The sequence below is a fragment of the Pseudomonas fluorescens genome (assembly GCF_019212185.1).
Classification (GTDB): Bacteria; Pseudomonadota; Gammaproteobacteria; order Pseudomonadales; family Pseudomonadaceae; genus Aquipseudomonas.
Genome location: NZ_CP078138.1, coordinates 4158686 through 4184710 on the forward strand (window position 1 = coordinate 4158686; position 26025 = coordinate 4184710).

The 26025-nt window shown below is 62.8% G+C and carries 21 protein-coding genes; 5 read left to right on the forward strand and 16 right to left on the reverse strand.

Annotated elements, in window-relative coordinates; genetic code table 11:
• Positions 1 to 14: 14 nt before the first annotated feature.
• The gene (locus tag KW062_RS18520) at positions 15 to 671 is read right to left on the reverse strand and encodes an HAD family hydrolase (RefSeq protein ID WP_105754950.1); all 657 of its coding nucleotides are present in this window, start codon (positions 669 to 671) and stop codon (positions 15 to 17) included.
• Positions 672 to 767: 96 nt separating this feature from the next.
• Complete coding sequence (gabT, locus tag KW062_RS18525; RefSeq protein ID WP_105754918.1) at positions 768 to 2060, reverse strand: 4-aminobutyrate--2-oxoglutarate transaminase; 1293 nt, start codon at positions 2058 to 2060, stop codon at positions 768 to 770.
• 274 nt (positions 2061 to 2334) lie between these two features.
• Between gabT and KW062_RS18530 the strand changes: the two genes are divergently transcribed.
• The gene (locus KW062_RS18530; protein WP_105754919.1) at positions 2335 to 3261 is read left to right on the forward strand and encodes a 2-hydroxyacid dehydrogenase; all 927 of its coding nucleotides are present in this window, start codon (positions 2335 to 2337) and stop codon (positions 3259 to 3261) included.
• 121 nt (positions 3262 to 3382) lie between these two features.
• Here KW062_RS18530 and KW062_RS18535 read toward each other — a convergent pair whose 3' ends face one another.
• The 12 genes from KW062_RS18535 to KW062_RS18590 all read right to left on the reverse strand — a co-directional run bounded on the left by KW062_RS18535 (position 3383) and on the right by KW062_RS18590 (position 17611).
• A complete protein-coding gene (locus KW062_RS18535) occupies positions 3383 to 4462 on the reverse strand; it encodes a tartrate dehydrogenase (RefSeq protein WP_027616177.1) in 1080 nt (359 codons plus the stop codon).
• Positions 4463 to 4488: 26 nt separating this feature from the next.
• Entirely contained in the window at positions 4489 to 5946 is a 1458-nt protein-coding gene (locus KW062_RS18540) for an NAD-dependent succinate-semialdehyde dehydrogenase (protein WP_105754920.1), read from the reverse strand.
• A 245-nt stretch (positions 5947 to 6191) separates the two neighbouring features.
• Positions 6192 to 7349, reverse strand: coding sequence for an acetylornithine deacetylase (gene argE / locus KW062_RS18545; RefSeq protein ID WP_105754921.1), 1158 nt, complete (start codon positions 7347 to 7349; stop codon positions 6192 to 6194).
• Positions 7346 to 8500: an NAD(P)/FAD-dependent oxidoreductase gene (locus KW062_RS18550; RefSeq protein WP_027616174.1), complete on the reverse strand. Its 1155-nt coding sequence runs from the start codon at positions 8498 to 8500 to the stop codon at positions 7346 to 7348. Before KW062_RS18550 ends, argE begins: the two co-directional genes overlap by 4 nt.
• Positions 8497 to 9888, reverse strand: coding sequence for an FAD/NAD(P)-dependent oxidoreductase (locus KW062_RS18555; RefSeq protein ID WP_027616173.1), 1392 nt, complete (start codon positions 9886 to 9888; stop codon positions 8497 to 8499). The genes KW062_RS18550 and KW062_RS18555 overlap by 4 nt, the downstream gene beginning before the upstream one ends.
• The gene (locus KW062_RS18560; RefSeq protein ID WP_027616172.1) at positions 9870 to 10178 is read right to left on the reverse strand and encodes a (2Fe-2S)-binding protein; all 309 of its coding nucleotides are present in this window, start codon (positions 10176 to 10178) and stop codon (positions 9870 to 9872) included. Before KW062_RS18560 ends, KW062_RS18555 begins: the two co-directional genes overlap by 19 nt.
• Positions 10175 to 12016, reverse strand: coding sequence for an ABC transporter ATP-binding protein (locus KW062_RS18565; protein WP_027616171.1), 1842 nt, complete (start codon positions 12014 to 12016; stop codon positions 10175 to 10177). Before KW062_RS18565 ends, KW062_RS18560 begins: the two co-directional genes overlap by 4 nt.
• A 1-nt stretch (position 12017) precedes the next feature.
• Positions 12018 to 12893 carry an ABC transporter permease gene (locus KW062_RS18570; protein WP_027616170.1) on the reverse strand — a complete coding sequence of 292 codons (876 nt, stop codon included), beginning with the start codon at positions 12891 to 12893 and terminating at the stop codon, positions 12018 to 12020.
• On the reverse strand, positions 12890 to 13846 hold the full coding sequence (locus tag KW062_RS18575) for an ABC transporter permease (protein ID WP_027616169.1): 957 nt from the start codon (positions 13844 to 13846) through the stop codon (positions 12890 to 12892). The genes KW062_RS18570 and KW062_RS18575 overlap by 4 nt, the downstream gene beginning before the upstream one ends.
• Positions 13847 to 13891: 45 nt before the next feature.
• On the reverse strand, positions 13892 to 15529 hold the full coding sequence (locus KW062_RS18580) for an ABC transporter substrate-binding protein (RefSeq protein ID WP_027616168.1): 1638 nt from the start codon (positions 15527 to 15529) through the stop codon (positions 13892 to 13894).
• A 95-nt stretch (positions 15530 to 15624) separates the two neighbouring features.
• Complete coding sequence (locus tag KW062_RS18585; protein WP_027616167.1) at positions 15625 to 16899, reverse strand: NAD(P)/FAD-dependent oxidoreductase; 1275 nt, start codon at positions 16897 to 16899, stop codon at positions 15625 to 15627.
• A gap of 43 nt (positions 16900 to 16942) precedes the next feature.
• Positions 16943 to 17611, reverse strand: a complete 669-nt coding sequence (locus tag KW062_RS18590) for a haloacid dehalogenase type II (RefSeq protein ID WP_105754922.1) — start codon at positions 17609 to 17611, stop codon at positions 16943 to 16945.
• Between the two features lie 638 nt (positions 17612 to 18249).
• On the opposite strand from KW062_RS18590, the gene KW062_RS18595 reads away from it, so the two are divergent.
• The 3 genes from KW062_RS18595 (at position 18250) to KW062_RS18605 (ending at position 21579) form a co-directional block, all read left to right on the forward strand.
• Entirely contained in the window at positions 18250 to 19104 is an 855-nt protein-coding gene (locus tag KW062_RS18595) for a GNAT family N-acetyltransferase (protein ID WP_105754923.1), read from the forward strand.
• Between the two features lie 60 nt (positions 19105 to 19164).
• A complete protein-coding gene (locus tag KW062_RS18600) occupies positions 19165 to 19872 on the forward strand; it encodes a cupin domain-containing protein (RefSeq protein WP_105754924.1) in 708 nt (235 codons plus the stop codon).
• A 243-nt stretch (positions 19873 to 20115) separates the two neighbouring features.
• Positions 20116 to 21579: an aldehyde dehydrogenase family protein gene (locus KW062_RS18605; protein ID WP_105754925.1), complete on the forward strand. Its 1464-nt coding sequence runs from the start codon at positions 20116 to 20118 to the stop codon at positions 21577 to 21579.
• A 98-nt stretch (positions 21580 to 21677) separates the two neighbouring features.
• On the opposite strand, the gene KW062_RS18610 is transcribed toward KW062_RS18605, so the two are convergent.
• Both KW062_RS18610 and KW062_RS18615 read right to left on the reverse strand, forming a co-directional pair.
• A complete protein-coding gene (locus tag KW062_RS18610; RefSeq protein ID WP_027616162.1) occupies positions 21678 to 22304 on the reverse strand; it encodes a response regulator transcription factor in 627 nt (208 codons plus the stop codon).
• Between the two features lie 4 nt (positions 22305 to 22308).
• Positions 22309 to 24126, reverse strand: coding sequence for a PAS domain-containing sensor histidine kinase (locus tag KW062_RS18615; protein ID WP_105754926.1), 1818 nt, complete (start codon positions 24124 to 24126; stop codon positions 22309 to 22311).
• A gap of 216 nt (positions 24127 to 24342) precedes the next feature.
• On the opposite strand from KW062_RS18615, the gene KW062_RS18620 reads away from it, so the two are divergent.
• The gene (locus tag KW062_RS18620; protein WP_105754927.1) at positions 24343 to 25965 is read left to right on the forward strand and encodes an acyl-CoA synthetase; all 1623 of its coding nucleotides are present in this window, start codon (positions 24343 to 24345) and stop codon (positions 25963 to 25965) included.
• Positions 25966 to 26025: the final 60 nt, after the last annotated feature.

The following is a 26025-nucleotide window of genomic DNA, read 5'->3' on the forward strand; positions in this document are numbered from 1 at the left end:
ATCTTCTAGCAAAATCAGCGCCGTAAAGACAGCTGATGCTGAGCGACCAGATCAGCCATGCTGTTAATGCAATACGCCGTGGCACACGGCTTGGGTTGCTGGCGCCGTCCGCGACAGATCAGGCACACGTCGGTATCCACCGCGTCGCTGGCGGGAGGCCGGGTCACCAGCAGAATTCCGGCCGGCTCGAGATCGTTGGCCTGCAACCAATCCGGGTCCTTCAGCGGGTCGCTGGCCAGGGAAATGAAATCGTCGGCCATGATCCCCAGGCGCTCGCAGAGTACACCGCGATCCTCGGCATCCCGGTCACCCTTGACCAGCAGCCGGTAGAACTTGCGCAAGTACAACATCGCGCCCGGTGCATCTTCGAACAGCGACCAGCCAGCCGCCGAGCGGGCGAAGCTCATGCCCTCTTCCCAACTGGCTTTGAGCCCCCAGCGCTCGGCCAACTGGCGATGGGCGAAACACAGCAATCCACTGAAGCCTAGCTCACCAAAGCGTGGATACAGCGCCCGCACCACCTCATTGTATTCAGCCAGCACCTGCTCCTTGTCCGGCTGCCCGCCCCGACTGTCCAGCAGCGGTTGCAACGCGGCCCAGACGCCTGAGTCGCGGTCGACCAGGACTTCATCGCAGTCAATGAGCAGCGCTTGATAATCAGTCAGCCCCATGGTGTACACAGCCTCCAATGATGCATTCCATCAACCCATGCTCCATAAACGCTCACGGGCGATGCCTGACGACACCGTCCCGGAGCGGGTAGCACGTCAGTTCAATACCCGTGCCAAAGCCGTTTGCAGAATCTGCAGCGCTTCCTCGACCTGGGCCGGAGTCGCCACCAAGGGTGCGAGGAACCGCATCACGTTGCGATGCACGCCACACTTGATCACCAGCAAGCCACCCTTGCGCGCTTCGTCGATCAGCCGCTGATTGAGGTCGGCGTCGGGTGTGCGCGCTTCGTCGTTCTTGATCAGCTCAATCGCCAACATGAAGCCGGTGCCGCGCACGTCGCCGATCTGTGGGTAGCGCCCTTGCAAGCCCAGCAACCCCTGGCGCAACTGCTCACCCAGCGCTTCACCGCGCGCCAGCAATTGCTCTTCTTCATAAGCCTCGATGACCGCCAATGCCGCCGCGCAGGACAACGCATTACCACCGTAGGTGCCGCCCAGGCCGCCAGGCAACGGAGCGTCCATGATCTCGGCCTTGCCGACCACGCCGGATAACGGCAGACCACCTGCCAGGCTCTTGGCCACGGTCACCAGGTCGGGCTGAATGTCCGCATGCTGGAAGCCGAACCATTTGCCGGTACGCCCAAACCCGGTCTGGATTTCATCGAGAATCAACACAATGCCGTGCTTCTGCGTCAGGGCGCGCAGCTTCTGCAGAAACTCCTTCGGCGCCGTGAGAAAGCCACCGTCGCCCTGCACCGGCTCGATGATGATGGCGGCCACTCGCTCGGGTGCGACTTGCGTGGCGAACAATTCGTCCAGCGCCTGAAGCGCCATCTCGCCGCTGACGCCACGGTAGGCGTTGGGGTACGGCGTGTGGAAGACCTCCGGCGCGAAGGGGCCGAAGTTCTGTTTGTACGGCTGGCTCATGCCGGTGAGGGTGGTGCCCAGCAACGTGCGACCGTGAAAACCGCCACGAAAGGCAATGACTGCGGAACGGTTGGTGTGTGCCCGGGCGATTTTCACCGCGTTTTCCACGGCTTCGGCGCCGGAGGTGAAGAACGCGGCCTTGTAGGGTTCTTGACCGCCGATCATTTCGCACAGGCGCTGGGCCAGATTCAGGTACGGCTTATAGGCAACGACCTGGAAGCAGGCATGGGAAACCTTCTGCAGTTGCGACTGCACCGCCGCGACCACTTTGGGGTGGTTATGCCCGATATTCAACACGCCGATGCCGCCGACAAAATCCAGGTAACGCTTGCCGTCCACATCCCACAGCTCGGCACCTTGGGCACGATCGATCACCAAAGGATGAGCGGTCACCAGGCCCCGCGGCACGAATTGTTCGCGCTGACGGAGCAAATGAGGGGTTTGGTCGACTTGGCTGTTCATGGCATTTCCCATCGTGAGTCCGGCAGCCCGGAGGTGATTGCAGATGGTGTTCAGATTACGTGCTGCGCGGAACGAACTACGCCGAACTTGCGCCCTGAGAAATTCGGATCGACTGTTTTCACCCTGCCAAACGGCAGATTCCATCACCCCGCCGAATCTGCTGCGATGCGGCCGATCTGGCGTGGCGCGAACCGTTTGAATCAATGCTTTCGACAGATCCTGCGCTGCCTTTTGCGCGATCATGGGATCACCTTCATACCTCCAGGAACTGACCATGGCCCTGCTTTACAAAGCTGACCCGGTGCGCGGCGAACAATGGAAAGCGCTGTTCGCCGAACACGCCCCGGATATCGAATGGCGCGCCTGGCCGGACATCGGCAATCCCGACGACATCGAGTACCTGGCCGCATGGCAGGCACCGGACGATCTGGAAACCAGGTTGCCGAATCTACGGGTGCTGTTCGCGTTGTCCGCCGGCGTCGATCAACTCGACCTCGCGAGCCTGCCAGCGCACTTACCCGTGGTGCGCCTGCTGGATCCCGGCATAACCCGCGGCATGTGCGAGTACGCCAGCTTTGCCGTACTCAGCCTGCACCGGGACATGCTGCGTTATCGCCAGCAGCAGGTGGCTCGCTGTTGGCAGGCGCACATGCTGCAGCCCGCGCACACACGTCGGGTTGGCGTGATGGGGCTCGGTGCGCAGGCCCAACAGATTCTCACGACCTTGCAACCGCTGGGGTTCAAACTCAAAGGCTGGGCTCGCAGCGCTCATCACATCCCGGGTGTGGAGTGCTATGCCGGTAGCGAGCAACTGCCGGCGTTTCTCAGCCAATGCGACATTCTGTTGTGCGTGCTGCCATTGACCGAGCAGACCCAGGGTATTCTCGATCGCCAGCTGTTCCAACAACTGCCGCGCGGCGCGGCGTTGATCAACATGGGCCGTGGCGGACATCTCGTAGAAAGTGATCTGCTGGAAGCGCTGGACAGCGGCCAACTTGGCGGCGCGGTACTGGATGTATTGCAGGAAGAACCGGCGCCGGCCGATCACCCGTTCTGGGACCATCCACAGATTCTGCTGACGCCGCATATCGCGGCGATGACTCAGCCTGAGAGCGCGTTTGGGGTGTTGCTGGACAATATCCGACGCTTCGAGCGGGGTGAGCCAATGGTCGGCCAGATTGACCGTGAGCAGGGTTATTGAGTTAAACCATGATCCCCCTGTAGGAGCGAGCCTGCTCGCGATTGCAACCTGTCAGCCAACATTGATGCAACTGACAGACCGCTATCGCGAGCAGGCTCGCTCCTACAAGGGTTGTGGTGGATCAGAGCAGATCGGCGATGGCTTTGCCCACATCCTGTGTCGAGCCCTTCCCGCCCAGATCCGGGGTGATCGGCCCGTCAGCGATGACCCGCTCGATCGCCTGCAAAATCCCGTCATGCGCCGCGCGATAACGCTCGTCGCCATTGCCGAGGAAATCGAGCATCAGCGCTCCGGACCAGATCATCGCGATCGGATTGGCGATGTTCTGCCCGTAGATGTCCGGTGCCGAACCATGCACCGGCTCGAACAGCGACGGGAACCGCCGCTCGGGATCGAGGTTGGCCGATGGCGCGATGCCGATGGTCCCGGCGCAGGCCGGACCGAGGTCAGAGAGGATGTCGCCGAACAGGTTCGACGCCACCACCACATCGAAGCGATCCGGCTGCAGAACGAAGCGCGCACACAAGATATCGATGTGCTGCTTGTCCCAGGTGATTTGCGGGTACTTGGCCGCCATCAGTGCGGTGCGCTCATCCCAATAGGGCATGCTGATGGAAATCCCGTTGGACTTGGTCGCCGCCGTCAGCCGCTTGCGTGGCCGGGTCTGGGCCAGATCGAAAGCGAACTTGAGAATCCGGTCGACACCACGGCGGGTAAACACCGACTCTTGCAGCACGAATTCATGCTCGGTGCCTTCGAACATCTTGCCGCCGACCGACGAATACTCGCCTTCGGTGTTTTCGCGGATCACCACGAAGTCGATGTCCCCCGGCGCGCGGCCGGCCAACGGGCACGGCACCCCGGGAAACAGCCGCACCGGACGAATGTTCACGTACTGGTCGAAGTCACGCCGGAACTTGAGCAACGAGCCCCACAGGGAAATATGGTCGGGCACCTTGTCCGGCCAACCGACGGCGCCGAAGTAAATGGCGTCGAAACCCTTGAGCTGTTCGAACCAGTCTTCGGGCATCATCTGCCCATGTTCCAGGTAGTAATCGCAGTGCGCCCAGTCGAGCACTTCGATGCTCAACTCCAGCTGCCATTTCTTCGCCGCCTGCTCCAGCACCCGCAACCCTTCCGGCAGGACTTCCTTGCCAATACCATCGCCAGCAATCGCGGCGATCTTGAATACCTTGCTCATCAGTTGTGCTTCCCCGTGTCAGTGAATTACAAGCCGCCGATGTGGAAGGCTTTGACTTCAAGGTATTCGTCCAGGCCGTATTTGCTGCCTTCGCGACCCAGGCCCGATTGCTTGATGCCGCCGAACGGCGCGACCTCCATGGAAATGATCCCGGTATTGAGGCCGACCATGCCGAACTCAAGCGCCTCGCCGAACCGCCAGGAGCGCCGCAGATCCTGAGTGAAATAGTAGGCACCCAGACCGTAAGGCGTGGCATTGGCCAGCGCGAGGGCTTCGGCTTCGTCGGTGAAACGCATCAACGGCGCCACCGGGCCGAAGGTTTCCTCATTGGCCAGGAGCATGCCGGCATGGGCATCGCCCAACACCGTCGGCTGCACGAATTGACCGTCGCCGCGTGGAATACCGCCGCACAGCAATTGCGCGCCCTGGCTCAGGGCATCGTCGATGTGCCGCGCGACTTTGCTCACGGCGGCCTGATTGATCAGCGGGCCGATGGTCACATCGGCTTCCAGGCCATTGCCGACACGCAGCTTGCCGACTTCCTCGACCAGCCGTTGGGCGAAGCGCTCATAGATTCCGTCCTGCACCAGGATCCGATTGGCGCAGACACAGGTCTGCCCGGCGTTGCGAAACTTGCTGAGCATGATCCCGGCCACGGCCTGTTCAAGGTCCGCATCGTCAAAGACAATGAACGGCGCGTTGCCGCCCAGCTCCAGGCTCAAGCGCTTGATGTGTTCTGCGCTCTGACGCATCAGCAAGCGGCCCACGGCGGTGGAGCCGGTGAACGAAATCTTACGCACGGTCGGGTTGCCGGTCAGCTCTTCGCCAATGCCGGCGGGCATGCCGCTCAGCACGTTGAACACCCCGGCCGGAATCCCGACGCGTTCGGCCAGTACCGCCAGTGCGAGCGCCGAGAGCGGCGTCAGGTCAGACGGCTTGACGATGATCGGGCAGCCGGCAGCCAGTGCCGGAGCGCACTTGCGAGTGATCATCGCGTTGGGGAAGTTCCACGGGGTGATTGCCGCGCAGACACCCACCGGTTGCTTGAGGGTCAACAATCGACGGTCGCCACTGGGGGCCGGCATGGTTTCGCCGTAGACCCGCCGAGCCTCTTCGGCAAACCATTTGACGAAGCCGGCGCCATAACGAATCTCGCCCTTGGCCTCGTTCAACGGCTTGCCCTGTTCACTGGTCATGATCAGCGCCAGGTCATCGAGGTTGTCGATCATGGCTTGATACCAGCGCTCCAGCAGCGCCGCGCGCTCCGCCGCCGGACGTGCACGCCAGGCAGGCCAGGCCTTGTCCGCCGCCTCGATGGCACGCCGGGTTTCCCCGCCTTGCATCGCCGGCACGCGAGCGAGCAGTTCGCCGCTGGCCGGGTCGATGACATCCAGAGTCGCACCGTCATCGGCGCCAATCCACTGCCCGTCGACATAGGCGAGCTCCGCCAAAAGGCTGGGGTCTTTCAAACGATTCTTGAGCATGGTCGCGTCCTGATCCGAAACAGACTTTCAGTCTAGGGAGACGTGACAGATAAGGATGCCGAAAGCGCCTGGCGGACGGTGTTGGATGCTGAAATTGGCGGAGCAACGGCAGATTTGCATGTCCCATCCAATCCCTTGCAGGCGCTGGCTTGTCGCGCCGCCGCATCGCAGTGAAGATCGTCAACGATGACGCTGCTGTCCTGAATGCACGCGGCGGTCTCAGGTTTTTTGCGGCGGGGGATCTCCTACAGTTTCAGCGAACCGAGCAACCCACCCAGGAAACGCTCCCCGGCCTGCATCTGGCTGATTTCGATAAACTCGTCCGGCTTGTGTGCCTGCTCGATCGAACCCGGGCCACAGACCACCACCGGCACATCCAGACGCTGCCGGAACAAGCCGCCTTCGGTGCCGAAAGAGACCTTGGACGTCGCGGTATCCGGCGCCGCGAAGTTTTTCAGGAAGCGCACTGCTTCGACGCTCGGGTGAGTATCCAGGCCGGGATAGACATTGAGGGTTTCAATCTCGATGGCCGCCACGCTGGAGAGCTTTTTGGCTTCGCGCACAATCATCTCGGCGCCTTCCTGCATCTGCGCCAGAATCTGCTCCAGGTCATCGCCCGGCAAGTTGCGCACCTCGAAATCCAGGGTGCACAGGTTGGGCACGATGTTCAGCGCACGACCGCCGCCGATCTGCCCGACATGCACCGTGCTGTAAGGCACATCGTAATCGCCATCCCGCGCGCCCTCGGCTTGCAACTGCTGCTGGCTCTGGCGCAACAGCGCGATAAAGTCGCTGGCCACGTGAATCGCGTTGACCGACAGCGGCGCCAGCGAGGAATGCGCCTCCAGGCCCCGACAGTAGGTTCGGTACGAGCCCTTGCCCTTGTGCCCGAGGACGAACTGCATGTTGGTCGGCTCACCGATCAAACACAAAAACGGCCGCACCGGTGCCAGGTGCAGCACGTCCAGCAAGCGCCGCACACCCACACAGCCGATCTCTTCGTCGTGGGACAACGCCAGTTGCAGCGGTCGGCTCAGGGAATGGTCGGCCGCCTCGAGCATGGCGTCGATGGCCAGGGCAATGAAGCCCTTCATGTCGCAACTGCCACGCCCGTAAATCCGTCCATCCTGCACCGTCGCTGCAAAGGCGGGAAAGGTCCAGGCCTGGCCGGCCGCCGGCACCACGTCGGTGTGTCCGGAGAGCAGTATCCCCGGCTTGTCCTGCGGGCCGGTACTGGCGAACAGGTTGGCCTTCTTCGCGGTGGCATCCTTGACGATCAGCGACTCGATGCCCTTGCTCAGCAGCAGATCGCGCACATACTCGATCAGGGCCATGTTCGACTCCGAAGAGACCGTGTCGAAGGCCATCAGGCGTGTGAGAATTTCCAGTACACGGGGTTTCATGAGGCTTGGCTCCGCTGCTCGGCTAAGTGGGCAAATCGGCGAATCGAGAACGGCTCGATCAAGGTGCTGGTACTGCCCGTGCTGATCAGCTCAGCCATCACGTCACCCACCCCCGGGCCCAGCTGGAAGCCGTGTCCGCAGAAGCCGAAGGCGTAGTACAAACCATCGACCTTGCCACTGGGGCCCATGATCGGCAGCGAGTCCGGCAGATAGCTTTCGATGCCGCTCCAGACCCGGATGATGTTGAGGTTCTCGGCGCCTGGCAGCAGGCGACGCATCTGCCGGATCTGGTTGAGGATGCTGCGCGGCTCAACGTATGCCCGACGATTGAGCATGTCCGGTTTACTGCGATAGCCGCCGCCGATGACGATGTTGCCACGGGCAATCTGGCGGAAATAAATCACTTCCTCGGGAATTTTGGTGTACACCCCGATCACCGTCGGCAAGGCATAGGGCACCGGCTCGGTGACCGCCATCTGTGGGCCGTGGGTGTCGAGCGGCACCGGTTCGCCGAACTGCTCGGACAGTTTCTGCCCCCACGCACCGGCGGTGATCAGCAACTGGGCAGCGCAGAACTGACGACCATCGGTGGTGCTCACGCGGAACTCGCCGCCGACCTTCTGCACTTCGGCCACTTCCGTCTGCTCTTCGATGCGTGCGCCGAGTCGCCGTGCCGCCCGGGCAAACGCCGGGGCGGCCAGACGTGGATTGGCGTGACCATCGTGGGGGGCATAGGAGCCACCCTTGACGTCCGGCCCGAGGAACGGAAAACGCTGGTGCAACTCGGCGCCGCGATAGATTTTCAGGTCCAGCTGCGCCGCTTCCGGTGCAGCGGCATAGGCCTCCAGCTCAGGGATTTCGTCTTCGCGATAACACACCCGCATGTGGCCGCTGGCGATGAATTCCAGGTCATCGTCGATCAGTTCCGGCAAGCGCTTCCACAGTGCCCAGGAACGGTTGGCCAATTCCAGTTGCCCCAGGTAGCGCCCCTGGCGCCGGACATTGCCGAAGTTCACACCGCTGGCGTACTGACCGATCTGGTCGCGCTCCAGCAGGGTCACGGACTGTCCGCGTTGGCGCAGGAAAAACGCCGAGGCCGCGCCCATGAGGCCACCGCCGATAATCAGCACATCGCTTTTTTGCGGACTCATGAAGGCTCCTCGATAATCACCATCGGCAAGGGTTTGACCGGGGCTTGGCCGCGTTGCCGGCCGACCTGCTGGACACTGACGCCCGCCGCCGCGGCGATGACTTCGGCCCCGGCCTGGGAGCAGTAACGCCCCTGGCAGCGGCCCATGCCGACCCGGCTGAAGGCTTTCGCCCGGTTGACCTCGCAAGCGCCCTTCTCACTGACGGTGCGGCGCAATTCACCGGCGCTGATCATCTCGCAACGACAAACGATGGCGCTGTCGGGCAAGGCCTTGGCTTGCTCGGCGGGCCAGGGAAACGCCTGGGCCAGGCCGAGGCGGAACTGGTCCATTGCTGCCAGGGCCTGACGCTGCTGATCACGCACGCCGGCGTTGACCGGTTGCTGCAGATCTTCCAGCAGCGCCATCGCCACCAGCCGCCCGGCATGTTCGGCGGCGTCTGCACCGCGAATTTTCGAGCCGTCACCGGCAGCGTAGACACCGTTGACCGTGGTCCGGCCTTCTTCGTCCACCGACAGCCACCATTGGCCGGACGCCTCGTCGAAGCGCATGCGGCAACCGGCCAGATCCGCCAACTGGGTTTCCGGACGCAAGTGGTAACCGAGGGCCACCGCGTCGCAGTCAAGGTTCAATGTCTCGCCGCGCGCGGTGAGCACCCGCACGCCGCTGACGCCATTGGCCGCATCGCCCAGTACCTGCTGCGGGCGAACGCCCAGGTGCACCGGGATCTTCGCCCGGTACAACTGCGCCAGCAGTTTCATGCCGGTGAACAGCACGCCGGGGCGAGCCAGCAATTTTGGCAACGCGCCGATGCGTTTGCTCAGCGCCGACGTGTCGAGCACCGCCGCCACCTTGGCCCCCGCCTTGAGGTATTGGCTGGCGACCAGGTACAGCAACGGCCCGCTGCCCATGAACACCACGCTGTGACCAATCGACACCGCCTGCGACTTGAGCGCAATCTGCGCCCCGCCAAGGCTGTAGGTGCCCGCCAACTGCCAGCCTTCGATCGGCATCAAGCGGTCGGTGGCGCCGGTGCAGAGGATCAGCGCGTCGTAGTCCACCGTCGAGTGGTGCCCCTGGCTGACGCAGTACAGTTGCCCCGGCGTCAGGTTCCACACCAGCGTGTCCGGGCGATAGTCAATACGCTCGCGCAAACGGTCGAAGCTTTCGTGGAGGTTTTGCGCCTTTGCGGCTTCGCTGCCATACAGGGCGCTGTAGTCGCGGGTAAAACCCTGGGGTTGACGGCGGTAGATCTGTCCGCCATCGCGGCGATTTTCATCGATCAGGATCGGCGTGATTCCCGCCGCCAGCAGGGTCTCGGCGCAGCGAACCCCGGCCGGCCCGGCACCGACGATGACAACTTTCCTGGAGCTCAACCGCGCAGTGGCCATGTCGCCTCCGGTTGTGTGGTGACAATATCCAGCCCTTCGCGGACTTCGTTGGAGCAGGCTCGCAGACGTTCACCGGCGCGAGTCCAGACCCAGCAATCCTGGCAGGCGCCCATCAGGCAGAAGCCGGCGCGGCGGCCCGAGTCGAACTCCGACTGGCGCAACGCATTGCCCTGGGTCAGCAACGCGACCATCAGGGTGTCGCCTTGCAGCGCCTCGACCGGCGCGCCGTCGACCTTCAAGCTGACGGTCGGTCTGCCCTGCTCCGCCAGCCTCACAAAACGCCCCTTCATGCGTAGGCTCCCTGGGTCATGGTGATCAAATTCTGCTGGGTCCTGCTCAACTCGGCGCCATCGTGGTGACAGAGAATTTCACTGCCGCCGTCGATGTTGCGTCGGTTTGGCGCCGTTCGATTGCACAGGCCGTCGACTCGCACTGGGCAACGATTGAGGAAGGTGCAAAGCTCCGCCACGTTGGCCTTCGGGCCGATCGGTGGCAACGCCTCGCAGGCGGTGCCGCAGTTTTCCAGCCAGCCCTGCCGCAGTTCCGGCACCGAATGTATCAACAGGTCGGTGTACGGATGGAACGGCGCCTGGGTAAACGATTGCCGGCTGCCGGCTTCGACTTTGTGCCCGCTGTACATCACCACGATGTCGTCGCACAGCGCCCGCACGGTGGAAATGTCATGGCTGATGAACAGGTAGGAAACCCCCAGTTGCTGGCGCAGGTCGCGCAGCAGTTCGAGAATCGCCGCACCCACCACGGTATCCAGCGCCGAGGTCACTTCATCGCAGAGGATCAGATCCGGCTTGGCGGCCAGCGCGCGCGCCAGGTTGACCCGTTGTTTTTGCCCGCCCGACAGCTCGTTCGGCCGGCGTTCGGCCAGGGTCCGGGGCAAGCGCACCAGATCCAGCAATTCGCCGACGCGCTCGCGCAATGCCGCGCCCTTGAGACCGAAATACATCTTCAGTGGCCGGCTCAGGATAGTGCTGATGCTGTGCATCGGGTTCAGCGCCGTGTCGGCGTTCTGGAAGACCATCTGGATCCGCCGGAACTGATCATCGGTACGCGTCGACAGGCTGCCGCCCAGAGGTTTGCCATCAAACGTCAAGCCGCCCAGGGCCGGCGTCAGCAACCCCGCCACCACCCGCGCCAGGGTCGATTTGCCCGAGCCCGACTCACCGATCACACCGATGGCCTGGCCCCGGCGGACCGTCAGATCGATGTCTTCCAGCACCCGAATCGACGGCATGCCCTGGGCATTCTTGTTGCCGTAACCGGCGGTCAGGCCCTTGATGGTCAGCAGCGGTTCGTCTTCGGCAACGTCGCTCGGCGGACGAATTGTGGTGTCCGGCCGCGCCGCCGCCAACAGGCTGCGGGTGTATTCGTGGGCCGGCCCTTTGAGCAACGGCGCGGTGGCGCTCTGCTCGAAAATCCGCCCACCGTTGAGCACGACGATCTGATCGGCCATTTGCGCGACGACCGCCAGATCGTGGGACACGTAGACCGCCGTCGCGCCACGCTCGCGCACCACACGCTTGAAAGCGCGGAGCACGTCGATCTGGGTCGTCACGTCGAGGGCCGTGGTCGGTTCGTCGAGCACCACCAGCAACGGATCGCTGATCAGCGCCATGGCTGCCATCACCCGTTGCAACTGTCCGCCAGACACCTGGTGCGGGTAGCGCTGACCGATGTTGTCCGGATCCGGCAGGGCCAGGTCGCGGAACAGTTCGATGGCCTTGGCTTCGAGCACGGCGCGGGTGCCCAGGTCATGGATCAACGCCCCTTCCACCACCTGATCGATCAGTTTTTTCGCCGGGTTGAATGCCGCCGCCGCACTTTGCGCGATGTACGACACCCGATTGCCGCGCAGGCCCTGCAACTCATGCTCACTCAACGCAAGCATATTGTGCTCGCCGACCTGCACCACGCCACCGGACAGCCGGCAACCACGCCGGGCGTAACCCAGCAGGGCCAGGGCAATGGTGGTCTTGCCGGATCCGGACTCGCCGATCAGCGCCAGCACTTCACCTTTTTTCAGGGCGAAGCTTACGCCTTTGACGATTTCCGTTTCACCGCGCTCGCCACAGGCGACCACACGCAGGTCTTCAACTCGAATCAATTCACTCATTTCAATGCCCTCCCGTACGGCGACTACGTCGGGACGACAGTCTGTCGATAAACAGATTCACACCGATGGTCAGGGTGCCGATGGCCAGCGCCGGAATCACGATGGCCGGGGCGCCCTGGTTGAGGCCGCCGATGTTTTCCCGCACCAGCGAGCCGAGATCGGCATCCGGCGGTTGCACGCCGAGGCCGAGGAAGCTCATGCCGCTGAGCAGCAAGACGATGAAGCCAAAACGCAGGCCCAGGTCAGTCAGCACCGGGTTGAGCATGTTCGGCAGGATTTCCACACAGGCAATGTACAACCGACGTTCGCCACGGGTACGGGCGACTTGCACGTACTCCAGCGCTTCAATGTTCACCGCCATGCTGCGGGCGATGCGGAACGCGCCAGGGGTGAAACTCAGCACCGCGGTGCAGACCAGCAAAGTCACTGAAGAGCCAAACGCGGAGACCATGATCAGCGCCAGCATCTTGCTCGGAATCGAGATAAAGGCATCCATCAAGCGACTGATGACTTCGTCCAGCCACTTCGGTGACACCACCGACAGCAGCGCACAACCGGTGCCCAGGCCGCTGGCCAGGACGGCTGCGATCAGCGCCAGACCCACGGTGAAGCGGGCGCCGACCAGCACACGGCTGAGCATGTCGCGGCCCAGATAGTCGGTGCCGAATGGGTAAAGGGCGCTGATGCTGTCAAAGACATTGTCGGAGACCACTTCGCCCACCGGGTGCGGCGCCAGCCACGGCCCGAGAAACGCCACCAGCAGCCAGATGACGCACATAGCAGCCCCGATCAGGCCCAGCCACGCCGGGCCATGAGACACCTTGCCCACCGACAGGTCGGGCGCTGCAGGCGTCGATTTCACAATGAGATTGTTCATTGGTTTCTCAGCCTCGGATTGGACAGAATCGCGCACAGGTCGGCAATCAACACCAACCCCAGGTACGCCGTGCAAAACAGCATGGTGCAGGCCTGGACCAGCGCCATGTCACGATTGGTCACGGCATCGACCATCAAGCTGGCGATACCGGGATAGTTGAAGATCGTTTCGACAATCACCACCCCGCCCAGCAGGTACGACAGGCTCAGGGCAATTGCGTTGGCAATCGGGCCGATGGCGTTGGGCAGCGCATGGCGCAGCACAATGCGCATCGGACTGACACCTTTGAGCCTGGCCATCTCCACGTATGGACTGTCGAGCTGGTCGATCACCGCCGCCCGGGTCATGCGCGCCATTTGCGCGACGATGACGCAACACAGGGTCATCACCGGCAGTGCGTAAGTGCGCAGGAATTGCCAGGGCGAGGTGATGTCGCTGGCATAGGACAGCGCCGACAACCAGCCCAGGTTCACCGCGAAAATCAGCACTGCCAGGGTCGCCACCAGGAACTCCGGAACGGCGACCATGGCCAGGGTGAAGAAGCTCAGGAAGCTGTCGATACGCCCGCCGCGGCCCATGGCCGAGCCGATGCCCAGGATCAGCGCCACCGGCACCGAGACCAGCGCCGTGGCGGCAGCCAACATCAGCGTGTTGGGCACCCGACCGGCCATCAGTTCGCCGACCGGCATGGCGTTGGAGACCGACAGCCCCATGTCGCCACTGAGCAGGTTCATCAACCAGTGCAGGTAACGCACCACACCCGGTTGATCGAGCCCCAGTTTCAGGCGCAATGCCGCCACCTGTTCCGGCGTGGCGAACTGCCCGAGCGATTGCTGCGCCGCGTCTCCGGGAAGGACTGCCGTGATCGCGAACACGACCATCGACACGATCAACAAAGTCACGATCGCGGCGCCCAGACGCCGGCCGATCAACCACAGTGTGTTGCTATTCATCGCCTACCCTCCTGCACTGTCCCTGACGTACTACCTGACCACCCATCAAGCATCCAGCCAGACCTGTTCGGCGAACATGTAGCCCATGAAACCACCCAGCGGGTTGCTGCCGTAGCCCTTGATACGCTGGTCCACCCCATCGATGTTGCTGATGAACACCGGAACGCCGATACCACAGTGGTCATGCACCAGCGTCTGCATGTCCGCGTACATTTTGCTGCGCTTGGCATCGTCGGTTTCACCGCGCGCCAGCATCAGCAACTGATCGAACTGCTCGTTCTGCCAGCCGGACTCGTTCCAGGGGGCCTTGGACTGGAAGAACTGCGAGAACATCACGTCGGCATTCGGCCGCGGGTTGATGTTGCCGAAGCTCAACGGGTGCTTCATCCAGTGGTTGGACCAGTAGCCGTCGCTCGGCAACCGGTTAACGTCGAGCTTGAGCCCGGCCTGCTTCGCCGATTGCTGCAACAGCACGGCGATGTCCACCGAGCCGGTGGCAGCTGGGGAAGCGACCAGCGGCATGCTGATGTTTTCCATGCCGGCTTTCTTCAGCAGGAATTTGGCTTTTTCCGGGTCATAGACGGTCTGCGGCAGATCGGCGTTGTAGTAACGCGAACCGGGCGCGATCGGATGGTCGTTACCCACGACGGCGAAACCACGGAAGACCGCCGACTTGACCTGCTCGCGGTCCAGAAGGTGCTTCATGGCCTGGGTAAATTCGGCACTTTTGCCCGGCATCTGATCCTGACGAATGATCAAGTCAGTGTAGTTGCCCGACGGTGCATCGACGACTCGGTGCTTGGCGCTGGCCTTGATCCGGCTGGTGGAACGCGGGTTAACCTCGTTGATCATGTGCACGTCGCCGGACAGCAACGCGTTGACTCGCGAAGGCTCGTCGGAAATCGCGATGAACTCGATCTCGTCGAGGTACGGCAGGCCCGGTTTCCAGTAGCCGGTGTTGCGCGCTGCAATCGAACGTACGCCCGGCTTGAATTCCTTGACCTTGAACGGCCCGGTGCCGATGCCCTGATTGAAGTCGGTGGTGCCTTCCGGAACGATCAGCAAATGCGACACGGCGAGGATCGACGGCAGTTCGGAGTTTGGCGCGCTCAGGCGGATCTGCACTTCGTTGGTGCCCGTCGCCTTGATCTCGGCAAACTGCTCCATCAACGGCATGATCTTGGAGCCGGTCAGCGGATCCTTGTGGCGCGACAGCGAGAACACCACGTCGGCAGCGCTCAGGGTTTTGCCGTTGTGGAAGGTCACGTCCTTGCGCAGGGTGATGGTCCACAGCGTGGCATCGGTGTTGTCGATGCGCTCGGCCAGCTCCAGTTGGGGCACCAGGTGCGAATCGAAACGGGTCAGACCGTTGTAGAACATGAAGTGGCGCACGTAGTCGGTCGACAACGCACCTTTAGCCGGATCGAGGGTGTCGGCGGTCGAGCTGGACATCCCGGCAACGCGAATTCGTCCACCCGGCTTGCCTTTTCCAGCCGGCGTGGCTTCCTCGGCGAAGAGCTTGCCGGCGGCACTGAACAGGCTGCCGGTACCCGCTGCGGCGACACCCGCCACCCCGAGCATCTGCAGCGCACTGCGACGCGACATGCCGCGGTTGAGGCCCTCGAACACGCGCAGGCTTTCCTGGCCGGAGATCAGTTTGGGGTCGTTATTGTTGTCAGTCATCACTGTTGTACCTGTCGAAAAAGAGAAGGTTCGAGTGCTCGCGGATGTCCGGAGCGTCCTGGAAACGCAAACGACGGTGGCGCCACAACATCAACTCAATGCAAATAGTCCTGGAAGCGGTAGTAAGCGCCCACGAACGGCAGGAACCACGGCTTGCCGAAATGCCCGGGGATCGCCGGCCAGTCGAGTTCCCGCCAGGGGTTGGCCTCGGCCTTCCCGGCCATCACGTCGGCCATGACCTGGCCCATGTGCACCGACATCTGCACGCCATGGCCGCTGTAGCCCATGGAGTGAAAAACACCGCCGTGCTGGCCGGCCCGAGGCAAGCGGTCGGACGTCATGTCCACCAGCCCGCCCCAGCAATAATCGATCTTGACGCTGGCCAATTGCGGGAACATCTGCACCATCGCCGCCTGCAGCACTTTGCCGCTCTTGGCATCGTTGACGCTGTCGGACATGGCAAACCGCGCACGACCGCCGAACAGCAGACGGTTGTCCGGCGTCAGGCGGAAGTAGTTGCCGATCATCCGGCTGGTGACATAGGCACGATGGCCCGGCAGCATTTGGTCAATCAGCGCTTGCGGCAGCACTTCGGTGGCAATCACGAAACTGCCCACCGGCACGATCCGCCGCCGATACCAACCCAGGCCTCCGTGCTGACAGGCACCGGTGGCCAGCAGCACTTGCCCGGCGTGCAGCGAACCCTTGCTGGTATTGACCTGATAGCCACCAGCCCGGGCTTTCCAATCCAGCACCGAAGTGCCTTGATGGACCAGCGCGCCGTGACGCACCGCGGCCTCGGCCAGACCCACGCCGAAGCGCCCGACGTGCATTTGCACACCGTTGCGCTGCAGCAAGGCGCCATGGAACTGCGCCGAATTGACTTCGGCGCGGGTCTGCTCGGCGGACAGCAACTCGACATCGGCATCGACTTCCCGGCGAATCAATTCGCAGGTCCGTGCCAGGCCTTCGTAGTGCATCGGCTTGGCGGCCAACTTGAGCTTGCCGTTGCGCACCAGGTCACAAGCGATCTGCTCCTGCTGCACCAACGACACCACGCTCTGCACTGCGCTCTCATAGGCCTGGTAGTAGGCTCGGGCCTTGTCGGCACCGAGACTGGCACTCAGGCCGGCGTAATCCTGGGCGACCCCGGTATTGCACTGGCCACCATTGCGGCCAGAGGCTTCGCCGATCACCCGCCCCGCTTCCAGGACCACCACACTGGCCCCCTGCAGGGCCAATGCCCGAGCCGCCGCCAAGCCGGTGAAACCACCACCGACGATGGCCACGTCGACCTGCCCGGGCAATGCGCCGAGCTGTGCGCCGGTGAAGGCCGGTGCCGTGTCGAGCCAGTAGGATTCGCTGCCCATGTTTAATCCCTATGCCAATAAGCCAATGCCAGAAAGAGTGCCGTTACAGACCGACCAGCCCGGCCAGACCACCAATATCCGCAATCTGCTGGTAGCCATAGAAGGCATTGCCCGGCACTTCATGACCGCGCGCGACGAAGGCCTTGTTCTTGATCTTCATATCGTGAGCCGGCATCAAGTCGTAACGGAAGCTGGAGGACACATGCAAGATGTCTTCCGGACCGCAGTTGAGGTTGTCGAGCATGAATTCGAACGCGGCCAGACGTGGCTTGTAGGCCTGTGCCTGTTCGGCGGTGAAGACCTTGTGGAACGGCGCGCCGAGCTTGTCGACGTTGGACATGATCTGGCTGTCGCTGGCGTTGGAGAAAATCACCAGAGGGATCTTGTCGGCGATTTTCGACAGGCCGGCTGGCACGTCCGGGTGCGGGCCCCAGGTTGGCACGGCGTCGTAATACAGCTGACCTTCGTCGCGGTATTCGACGCCCCAGCGCTTGCAGGTCCGTACCAGGGCAGTCTTGAGAATTTCGTCGTAAGGCCTCCAGTCACCCATGACCTGGTCCAGGCGATAGGCCGAGAAATCCTTGACGAACTGATCCATCTGCTCCGCAGGGACGCGATCGGCGAACAGCTCGCGGGTCATCGTGCCCATGTGGAAATTGGTCAGCGTACCGTAGCAGTCGAACGTAATGAATTTGGGGCGAAGAAAGCTCATTGAGTGCGGTCCTGAAGTTCGTTGAGGTCATGGCGCGACAAGCATTCGCTTCGATTGCGAAGCAGTGATGCAACGCTGCAGCACACCGTCATTACAACACTGTGAAATCAGCAGATGGCGTTAAAAGCGATCTGCGTTCGATACAAATCACCGTTTTAGCCGCCCCCCTCAGCAGACTTTGCGGTGCGCACAAGCCTTGGGCAAACCCCATATTTATGCGCACTTATTGGGCCCTCACAACCCATTTATACGCGCGCGCGTGGTCCATCACCGCAGAAACTGCGCCGAGCGCCGGGATTGTTGGTGCACCTGCCGGCACATCACTGTTTCGCTGCGGCGCACGGCAGATCCAGCTGAGCAACCGCATCCGAAGCGCAGCATTTTCAACTGCAGAAAACCCTGCCTGGACGATGGGTCTCACTGCCTGGCAAACAGCCTTTTAACGGCGCTGATTCGTCCGAGCATTTGCTGCCGACAGCGCCGGGCAATTTAGTAGTAACTGTCGTCTGGCGGCCTGCGCTTCGCGGAATCTACCGAATACTTCTGCCCCCCTTGCCATGCCGTCATTCAGATGGGATACAGGCGTCATCACGCCGGACAACCGGTTGCTCGCGCACACTCTTCATCGGAGATTCGTCATGTCCGCCCCGCTTCCTTCATACAGCTATCGCCCAATGACCACCGCCGACCTGCCTGCCGCCCATGCACTGTCCGTGCAATTGAAGTGGCCCCATCGCCTGGATGACTGGGCCATGCTGCACCGAGTCAGCAAAGGCTTTGTCGTGCTGGATGGCGAGCGCCTGATTGGGTCGGCCTTCGCTTGCCCACAAGGGGATTTCACCACCATTGGCCTGGTGATCGTCAGTGACGACTATCAAGGCAAGGGCATCGGTCGCAAGCTGATGGAACTGGCGCTGGACGCCTGCCAGTCGAGCACGCCGATGCTCAACGCGACGCTGGCCGGCGCACCGCTGTACAGCAGCCAGGGCTTTGTCGAGTTCGGCCGGATCCAGCAGCATCAAGGCCAGGTCCAGGCCCCCACGCCAGCGCCCCTGGCTGATGGCGAAGAGTGCCGCCCACTGAGTACAGCGGATCAGCCTCGGCTGCTGGAATTGGCCAATGCCGGTAGCGGACTGGATCGGCAGGCAGTACTCGCCGATCTATTCCCCGTCGTCGAGCAGTCGGTGGGCATTGTGCGCGACGGGCAACTGCAGGCTTTCGCGTTGATGCGCCCCTTCGGCCGTGGCCGCTGCATCGGCCCGGTGATCGCGCAGAACCTCGCCCAGGCCCAGCACCTGATCGCCACGTTGCTGAGCCAGGTGCCGGATGCCTTCGTGCGCATCGACATTCCGGCCGACTGTGGCTTGAGTGACTGGCTGGAAGCCACCGGACTGAAAAAGGTCGATACCGTCGCGCAGATGGCGCGCGGCACGCCACCGCAAACCACCAGCGGCGTGCAGCAGTTTGCCCTGGTCACTCAAGCCATCGGCTGAGCCTCTGTTCGCCTCGTATCACGCCTCTCAATTCTCGTGTTTACCCGGAGCGCTACCCCTATGTCCCAACCTTCCATTCTGCTGCTGGCTCGCGCCGATGGCCGTCGCGTCGACACACCTTTCAGCCAACAGGCATTGAGTGCGGCGGACCCATTCGCGGCAAGCCGCCAGGTCGCCTGGTCAGGCTCTGACGGCGTGTCGGCGGGCATCATCGACGGGCGTCACGCGGTTGCCAGCGATGACTATCCGCACAGCGAAACCATCGTCGTGCACAGCGGCCAGGTGACACTGAAAACCCCGGACCAGACACTGCAACTGACGGTCGGAGGCAGCGCAGTCATCGGTCGCGGCACCGTCGTGCACATCGAGGCACAGGAGGGAACGCAGTGGGCGTTCTGCAGCGTCACCACAGCGTTGCCCACCCCAGGCCTGACACTCCTCGACCCGCTGGCGCTGCTGTCACCTTCGGCCGCCCCGGAGCCACAGATGCTGATTGGCCCGACACCCCAATGCCGCTCTCGCAACGCCTTCGAAGACAACGCCACCGACCTGCGCGTCGGCGTCTGGGACTCGACGCCCTACACCCGTCACGGCCGTGGGCACAAGCTCAACGAGCTGATGCACTTGATCGAAGGCAGCGTGACCTTGACGGCTGACGACGGGGCAAGCGTGACCGTCGATACCGGTGACAGCGTGTTCGTTGCCCAGGGTGCACCCTGCGCCTGGCAAAGCACCCGGTACGTGCGCAAGGTGTATGCCGTCAAGTGAATGAGCGGGTGCAGACGCGCGGCCTGATCCCGCGCTGGATCGAGTGCCGCGTTTTCGTCCTGCATACAGCAGATTCTCCTTTGCCGAGCTGAACAACGGCATCGTTGACCGAGATCGTTTTGTTAATTTATGGCCAGGACAGGGCCCTTAAGAATACCTCGCAAGCCAGCGCGTTGCCCTGCTTCGCAGTCTCTTGTGCCCTGCTGTTCACAGCGCCCATTACCGCTCCAAGGAGCTCGTTTGATGACTACACACGCTTCGAATAGCTACCGCGTTGATCCGCACATGTCGCAGCGGTTTTACATCAACGGACAGTGGTCGGAACCGGTCAGCCCGGCGAGCTTGCCGGTGGTCAATCCTGCGACTGAAACCGTGGTTGCCGAAGTTGCACGCGGAATGGCCGAGGATGTCGATCTGGCGGTGGCTGCCGCACGGGCGGCCTTTCCAGGCTGGTCCGCTTCCAGTGCTGCGTCACGGGCGGCGTTTCTTGGAAAGATCCATGAGCTCATCCTGGAGCGCAAAGAGGAGCTGGCACAGGCGCTCTCGCTGGAGATGGGCGCAGCGATCGGTTTCGCCCGGGCGATGCAAGTGCCCCTGGCAGCCGAACACGTGCGGGTCGCACGGGATCTGCTGACCCGCTATCGCTTCCAGACACTCGAAGGCAGCACCGCGATTGAACGCGAACCCATCGGCGTCTGCGGTCTGATTACGCCGTGGAACTGGCCGCTGTATCAGATCACCGCGAAGGTCGCCCCGGCGATCGCGGCTGGGTGCACGGTGGTGCTCAAACCCAGCGAACTGTCACCGCTGAGCGCCCTGCTCTTCGCTCAACTGGTACACGACGCAGGGCTGCCGCCGGGGGTCTTCAACCTGGTCAATGGCAGTGGTCCGGAGGTCGGTGAAGCGATTGCTGCGCACGCCGACATCGACATGATTTCGATTACCGGCTCAAACCGCGCCGGCGCGCTCGTCGCGCAAGCAGCCGCACCGACCGTCAAGCGCGTCACTCAGGAGCTGGGCGGCAAGTCGCCGAACCTGTTGCTCCCCGATGCCGACTTCGCCAAGGCCGTTCCGCTGGGCGTAATGTCGGCGTTTCGCAACGTCGGCCAATCGTGCAGCGCCCCGACCCGAATGATCGTGCCCAGGGACAGGCTGGCGGAGGTCGAGGCACTGGCCGCCGCCACGGCCAATGCAATCATCGTCGGTGACCCCCAATCCGAAGACACGGTCCTGGGCCCGATTGCCAACGAGGCTCAGTTCAAGCGCGTGCAAGTCATGATCGAAGCGGGTCTGAATGAAGGCGCCAAACTGGTGTGCGGCGGCCTGGGTCGGGTAGCGGGTCACGCCAAGGGGTTTTACGCCCGGCCGACGATTTTCTCCGAGGTCGACTCGTCCCTGCGCATCGCCCAGGAAGAAATCTTTGGACCGGTGCTGTGCATCATTGCCTATGACACCCTCGATGAGGCCATCGCGATTGCCAACGACACGGTGTATGGCCTCAGTGCCCACGTCCAGTCCCAGGACCTCGCTCAGGCACGAGCAGTCGCCTCGCGTATTCGCGCAGGACAAGTGCTGCTCAACTACCCCGCCTGGAACCCCATGGCGCCTTTCGGTGGCTACAAGCGCTCCGGCAATGGCCGTGAATTTGGTGTGTACGGTTTTGAGGAGTATCTGGAAACCAAAGCCATTGTCGGGTTTGGTGAGTAACTGCAGGGTTGAGGCGGTGCGGCCAAAGGCCTCATCGCCAGCAGGCTCCTACAGGTTTTGGGGTCGATCACCGGATCTTCGAACAACCCAGTCCAGTCTCAACGCAACCGCAACGCATCCACCAACCCCGCCGCAATCGCCATCCCCACCAGATCCGGCAAGGTCTGCGCCTGCATTCGCTTCATCACCCGCGCGCGGTACAGGTCGACCGTCTTCGCACTGACCCCCAACTGCTCGGCAATTTCCCGAGTGGTGTAGCCCTGTACCAGCGGCAACAGCACATCGCGCTCACGCGGGGTCAGGGAAGCGAGCCGGGCCTGCAGGTGCTGCTGGCCCTGACTGTGGGTCTGGCTCAGGGAACACTTGCTCAGCGCCTGCTGCACACTGTCGAGCAGTAACTGCTCGTTGTAGGGCTTCTCGATAAAGTCATGGGCGCCAGCCTTGAAGGCGCGGACCACGATTGGTACATCGGCGTGCGCGCTGACAAAAATGATCGGCAGATTCAGCTCGCGCAGGCGCATTTCTTCCTGCACGTTCAACCCGCCCATGCCAGGCATGCGCACGTCCAACAGGACACAGGCATCGCGACCGGCCTCGCAGGCGTTGAGAAATTCACTGCCGCTGGTGAACGGCAAGGCCGTCAGCCCTACCGACTCGAGCAGCCAGACTGTCGATTCGAGCATTCCCTGGTCGTCATCGACCACGTACACCACCTGCTCCGTCATTGCCTTATTCCTGTGCTTTTCGGGTTGCGCCGGCCAATGGCAAACGGCAGCTCATCAACAGTCCGACCGCCTGGCGCCGCGCCTGCAACTCGCCGCCGAAGCCTTCGATCAGGCTGCGACTCATGGACAGGCCCAGTCCAAGGCCATCGGCCTTGCTGGTGTAGAACGGGGTAAACAGCTGCGCCAGTTGCTCCTCGCTGACGCCCGGGCCCTGGTCCTGTACCTGAATCTCGACACTGGCGGCCCCCACCTGCCCAGCCGTCATGACGACTAACGAAGGCTCGGCGGGATGCTGTTCGCGGTTGGCATCGATGGCGTTGCGTAGCAGGTTCAACAGCACCTGCTCCAGCAACACCCGGTCGGCATACACCGGCGGCAGATTATCCGGGAGTCGATCCTCGATTGTCACTTGGCAATTGCCCGCCTGCCAGGCACACAAACGCACGGCCTCGCGGGCCACCTCGCTGAAGTCCAGCGCCTGCATGCGTCGCTGCCCCTTGCGCAGGAACCCACGCAGGCGACTGATCACCTGCGCGGCATGGGTGGCCTGGTGGCTGATGCGTTGCAGGCCCTGAGCGACCTTTTCCGCCGCCTGGGGATTGCTGCCCAGGGTCTGCAAATAACGCTGGCTGGCATTCGCGTAATTGACCACCGCCGCCAGCGGCTGATTGATTTCATGGGCGATGCCCGAAGCCAGTTCGCCCAGGGTCACCAGGCGCGCGGTGTGCGCCAGTTCGTCCTGATGCCGGCGCTGCTGGGCTTCACGCAGTTCGCGCTCGGTCATGTCCCGCGCCACCAGCGAGTAATAGCGCTCGCCGGCAGCCGCCCGATGCGCCAGCAACACCAGCGACACCGGCACCGAACGACCACCGCCGGACGGTTGCAGGCGCGCGTCGGTGCTCCACACGCCATCGCGCTCGGCACTGGGCCAGCCATCGCGTTGCAGGCGCGCCAGGTCGTCACTGGCGAACAATTCAGCGAGATCGGGCATCGGCTGTTCGGCGCCGATTCCGAGGATGCGCCGCGCGGCGGGGTTGAGGTAGGTGACCTGTCCCAGCGGGTCGATGAACAACACTGGATCGGTATTGGCCTCGACCACTTCGGCCAGGCGTCGCTTATTTTCCTCGGCCTGCACCCGTGCCGTGATATCCCGCGACACGCTGACCACCTCCACCACGGCACCGGTGTAGGTTTCGCGGATTGCCCGGCAGGCGGTTTCGAACCACAGGTAATGCCCGTCGCGGTGACGGATGCGGTAGGTCATGGTGTGGTAACCGTCCTGCGCCAGCGCTTCCTGCGCACGCTGCATCAGACTGGCCAGACCCTGGACATGGAACAGGCCCTGGGCCGGTTGCCGGCGCAGCTCTTCGGGCCAGTAGCCGAGCAGGGTCCAGGACGCCGGCGAGGCATCGAGAAACAGCCCGTCCGGGGTGTGCCGGGAGATCAGGTCGGTGGTGTTTTCGATGATCAGCCGGTACAGCCGGCGTGCCGTGGCCGCTTCACGCCGGGCGACAATCTGCGCGGTGGCGTCGTGGCAGCGGGCGAGTACACGCTTGGCCTGCGGATCGGGGATGAAGGTCCAGGTGAGGATCCGCGCCTGCAACTGCACCTCGACCTCTTCGATGGCCCGCTGCTGATCAAGACAGGCGCGTACCAGCATCAGGTAATTCACTGGCAGCAGCTCCGCCACCTGCGCCGGCGAACGCTCGCCAAGTAACGCCAGCAACGCCGGGTTGAACGCCAGCGGCTGGCCTTGCGGGTCAAGCAACAGGCTGGGCTGCGGGTCGTGGGGTAGCAGCGGCGATTCAGGCGTCTGGCTCATGGGCGGTCCAGGGATTCAAAGGCGCCCAGCATATACCGGGACGTGACTGATTAGCGCTTCGAGAGAAACAAATATAGTAGATATACTATACGTCTTAGGTTGTACTTCCATATCTATCGCCAAATGTATATAAAGCACACCGGACATTTAAAGATGACCTCGGCGCACACGCCGGGTCACCGATCAGAGCTAACAATCAGCCACCGGGTACCGTACATGTCGATCTATGAACAAGGGCTCAGCCCTGCGCCTGTCAATCACATCGCCTTGTCTCCGCTCAGCTTCATCGAGCGCACGGCCAGTGTTTATCCCCACTACCCCGCCGTGATCCACGGCTCGATCCGCCGCACCTGGGCGCAGACTTACGCCCGCTGCCGGCGCCTGGCCTCGGCCCTGGCCGGACGCGGGATCGGCAAGGACGACACGGTGGCGGTGATGCTGCCGAATATTCCCGAGATGCTCGAAGTGCATTTCGGCGTGCCGATGATCGGCGCCGTGCTCAACCCGCTCAACGTGCGCCTGGATGCCGAAGCCATCGCTTTCATGCTGCAGCATGGCGAAGCCAAGGTGCTGATCACCGACCGCGAGTTCCACGCCGTGATCCACGCCGCCCTGGGCATGCTTGATCACCCGCCGCTGGTGATCGATGTCAACGACCCGGAGTATGGCGAAGGACAGGCCGTAAGCGAACTGGACTACGAGGCGCTGCTGGCCGAGGGCGATCCGGACTTCGCCTGGCAGTGGCCGGCGGACGAGTGGCAGGCGATCTCGCTGAATTACACCTCGGGCACCACCGGCAATCCCAAGGGTGTGGTTTATCACCATCGCGGCGCCTATTTGAACGCGCTGGGCAACCAGATGACCTGGGCCATGGGCAATCATCCGGTGTACCTCTGGACCCTGCCGATGTTCCACTGCAATGGCTGGTGCTACCCCTGGACCATCACCGCGCTGGCCGGGGTCCACGTGTTCCTGCGCCGCGTTGATCCGCAGAAGATCCTGACCCTGATTCGCGAACACCAGATCACTCATTTGTGTGGTGCGCCGATCGTGCTCAATGCGCTGGTGAACATGCCGGAATCGGCCAAGGCGGCGATCGATCATCCGGTCAACGCCATGGTTGCCGGTGCCGCGCCACCGGCCAAGGTGATCGGTGCGGTGGAGCAGATGGGCATCAAGGTCACCCACGTCTACGGCCTGACCGAAACCTACGGCCCGGTGACTATTTGTGCCTGGCATGCCGAGTGGGACGCCTTGCCCCTCGACGAGCGAGCCCAGGTCAAGGCGCGCCAGGGCGTGCGCTACGCCACCCTGGAAGGAGTGATGGTCGCCGACTCCAGCACCCTCGAACCGACCCCGCGTGACGGCCAAACCATCGGCGAGGTCTTCATGCGCGGCAACACGGTGATGAAGGGCTACCTGAAGAATCCCAGCGCCACCGCCGAAGCCTTCGAAGGCGGCTGGTTCCACACCGGCGACCTGGCGGTTTGTCATCCGGACGGTTACGTCGAGATCAAGGACCGCCTCAAGGACATCATCATTTCCGGCGGCGAGAACATTTCCACCATCGAACTCGAAGGCGTGCTGTACCGCCACCCGGGCGTGATGGAGGCGGCGGTGGTCGCCCGTCCCGACGAAAAATGGGGCGAAACTCCCTGCGCCTTCGTCACCCTGAAGGCCGATCACCAGGACGTGCGCGAGGCCGACATCATCAGCTTCTGCCGCGAACACCTGGCCGGCTTCAAGGTACCGCGCACGGTGGTCTTCACCCTGCTGCCGAAGACCTCCACCGGCAAGATCCAGAAGTACGTCCTGCGCGAACGGGCCGAAGCGCTCTAGGCCAACCACGACCACTCGCCAGCCGGCGACGGGACCGCTGCCCGTCGCCGCACCAGAACA

Bases quoted from the DNA above. Each gene is read 5' to 3' on its own strand.
- KW062_RS18550 (WP_027616174.1), bottom strand. From the start codon at position 8,500: ATGAGTCCGCAAAAAAGCGATGTGCTGATTATCGGCGGTGGCCTCATG.
- KW062_RS18600 (WP_105754924.1), top strand. From the start codon at position 19,165: ATGTCCCAACCTTCCATTCTGCTGCTGGCTCGCGCCGATGGCCGTCGC.
- KW062_RS18570 (WP_027616170.1), bottom strand. From the start codon at position 12,893: ATGAACAATCTCATTGTGAAATCGACGCCTGCAGCGCCCGACCTGTCG.
- KW062_RS18535 (WP_027616177.1), bottom strand. From the start codon at position 4,462: ATGAGCAAGGTATTCAAGATCGCCGCGATTGCTGGCGATGGTATTGGC.
- KW062_RS18585 (WP_027616167.1), bottom strand. From the start codon at position 16,899: ATGGGCAGCGAATCCTACTGGCTCGACACGGCACCGGCCTTCACCGGC.
- KW062_RS18540 (WP_105754920.1), bottom strand. From the start codon at position 5,946: ATGCTCAAGAATCGTTTGAAAGACCCCAGCCTTTTGGCGGAGCTCGCC.
- KW062_RS18615 (WP_105754926.1), bottom strand. From the start codon at position 24,126: ATGAGCCAGACGCCTGAATCGCCGCTGCTACCCCACGACCCGCAGCCC.
- KW062_RS18555 (WP_027616173.1), bottom strand. From the start codon at position 9,888: ATGGCCACTGCGCGGTTGAGCTCCAGGAAAGTTGTCATCGTCGGTGCC.
- KW062_RS18595 (WP_105754923.1), top strand. From the start codon at position 18,250: ATGTCCGCCCCGCTTCCTTCATACAGCTATCGCCCAATGACCACCGCC.
- KW062_RS18575 (WP_027616169.1), bottom strand. From the start codon at position 13,846: ATGAATAGCAACACACTGTGGTTGATCGGCCGGCGTCTGGGCGCCGCG.
- argE (WP_105754921.1), bottom strand. From the start codon at position 7,349: ATGAAACCCCGTGTACTGGAAATTCTCACACGCCTGATGGCCTTCGAC.
- KW062_RS18530 (WP_105754919.1), top strand. From the start codon at position 2,335: ATGGCCCTGCTTTACAAAGCTGACCCGGTGCGCGGCGAACAATGGAAA.
- KW062_RS18520 (WP_105754950.1), bottom strand. From the start codon at position 671: ATGGGGCTGACTGATTATCAAGCGCTGCTCATTGACTGCGATGAAGTC.
- KW062_RS18580 (WP_027616168.1), bottom strand. From the start codon at position 15,529: ATGACTGACAACAATAACGACCCCAAACTGATCTCCGGCCAGGAAAGC.
- KW062_RS18620 (WP_105754927.1), top strand. From the start codon at position 24,343: ATGTCGATCTATGAACAAGGGCTCAGCCCTGCGCCTGTCAATCACATC.
- KW062_RS18610 (WP_027616162.1), bottom strand. From the start codon at position 22,304: ATGACGGAGCAGGTGGTGTACGTGGTCGATGACGACCAGGGAATGCTC.
- gabT (WP_105754918.1), bottom strand. From the start codon at position 2,060: ATGAACAGCCAAGTCGACCAAACCCCTCATTTGCTCCGTCAGCGCGAA.
- KW062_RS18605 (WP_105754925.1), top strand. From the start codon at position 20,116: ATGACTACACACGCTTCGAATAGCTACCGCGTTGATCCGCACATGTCG.
- KW062_RS18565 (WP_027616171.1), bottom strand. From the start codon at position 12,016: ATGAGTGAATTGATTCGAGTTGAAGACCTGCGTGTGGTCGCCTGTGGC.
- KW062_RS18560 (WP_027616172.1), bottom strand. From the start codon at position 10,178: ATGAAGGGGCGTTTTGTGAGGCTGGCGGAGCAGGGCAGACCGACCGTC.
- KW062_RS18590 (WP_105754922.1), bottom strand. From the start codon at position 17,611: ATGAGCTTTCTTCGCCCCAAATTCATTACGTTCGACTGCTACGGTACG.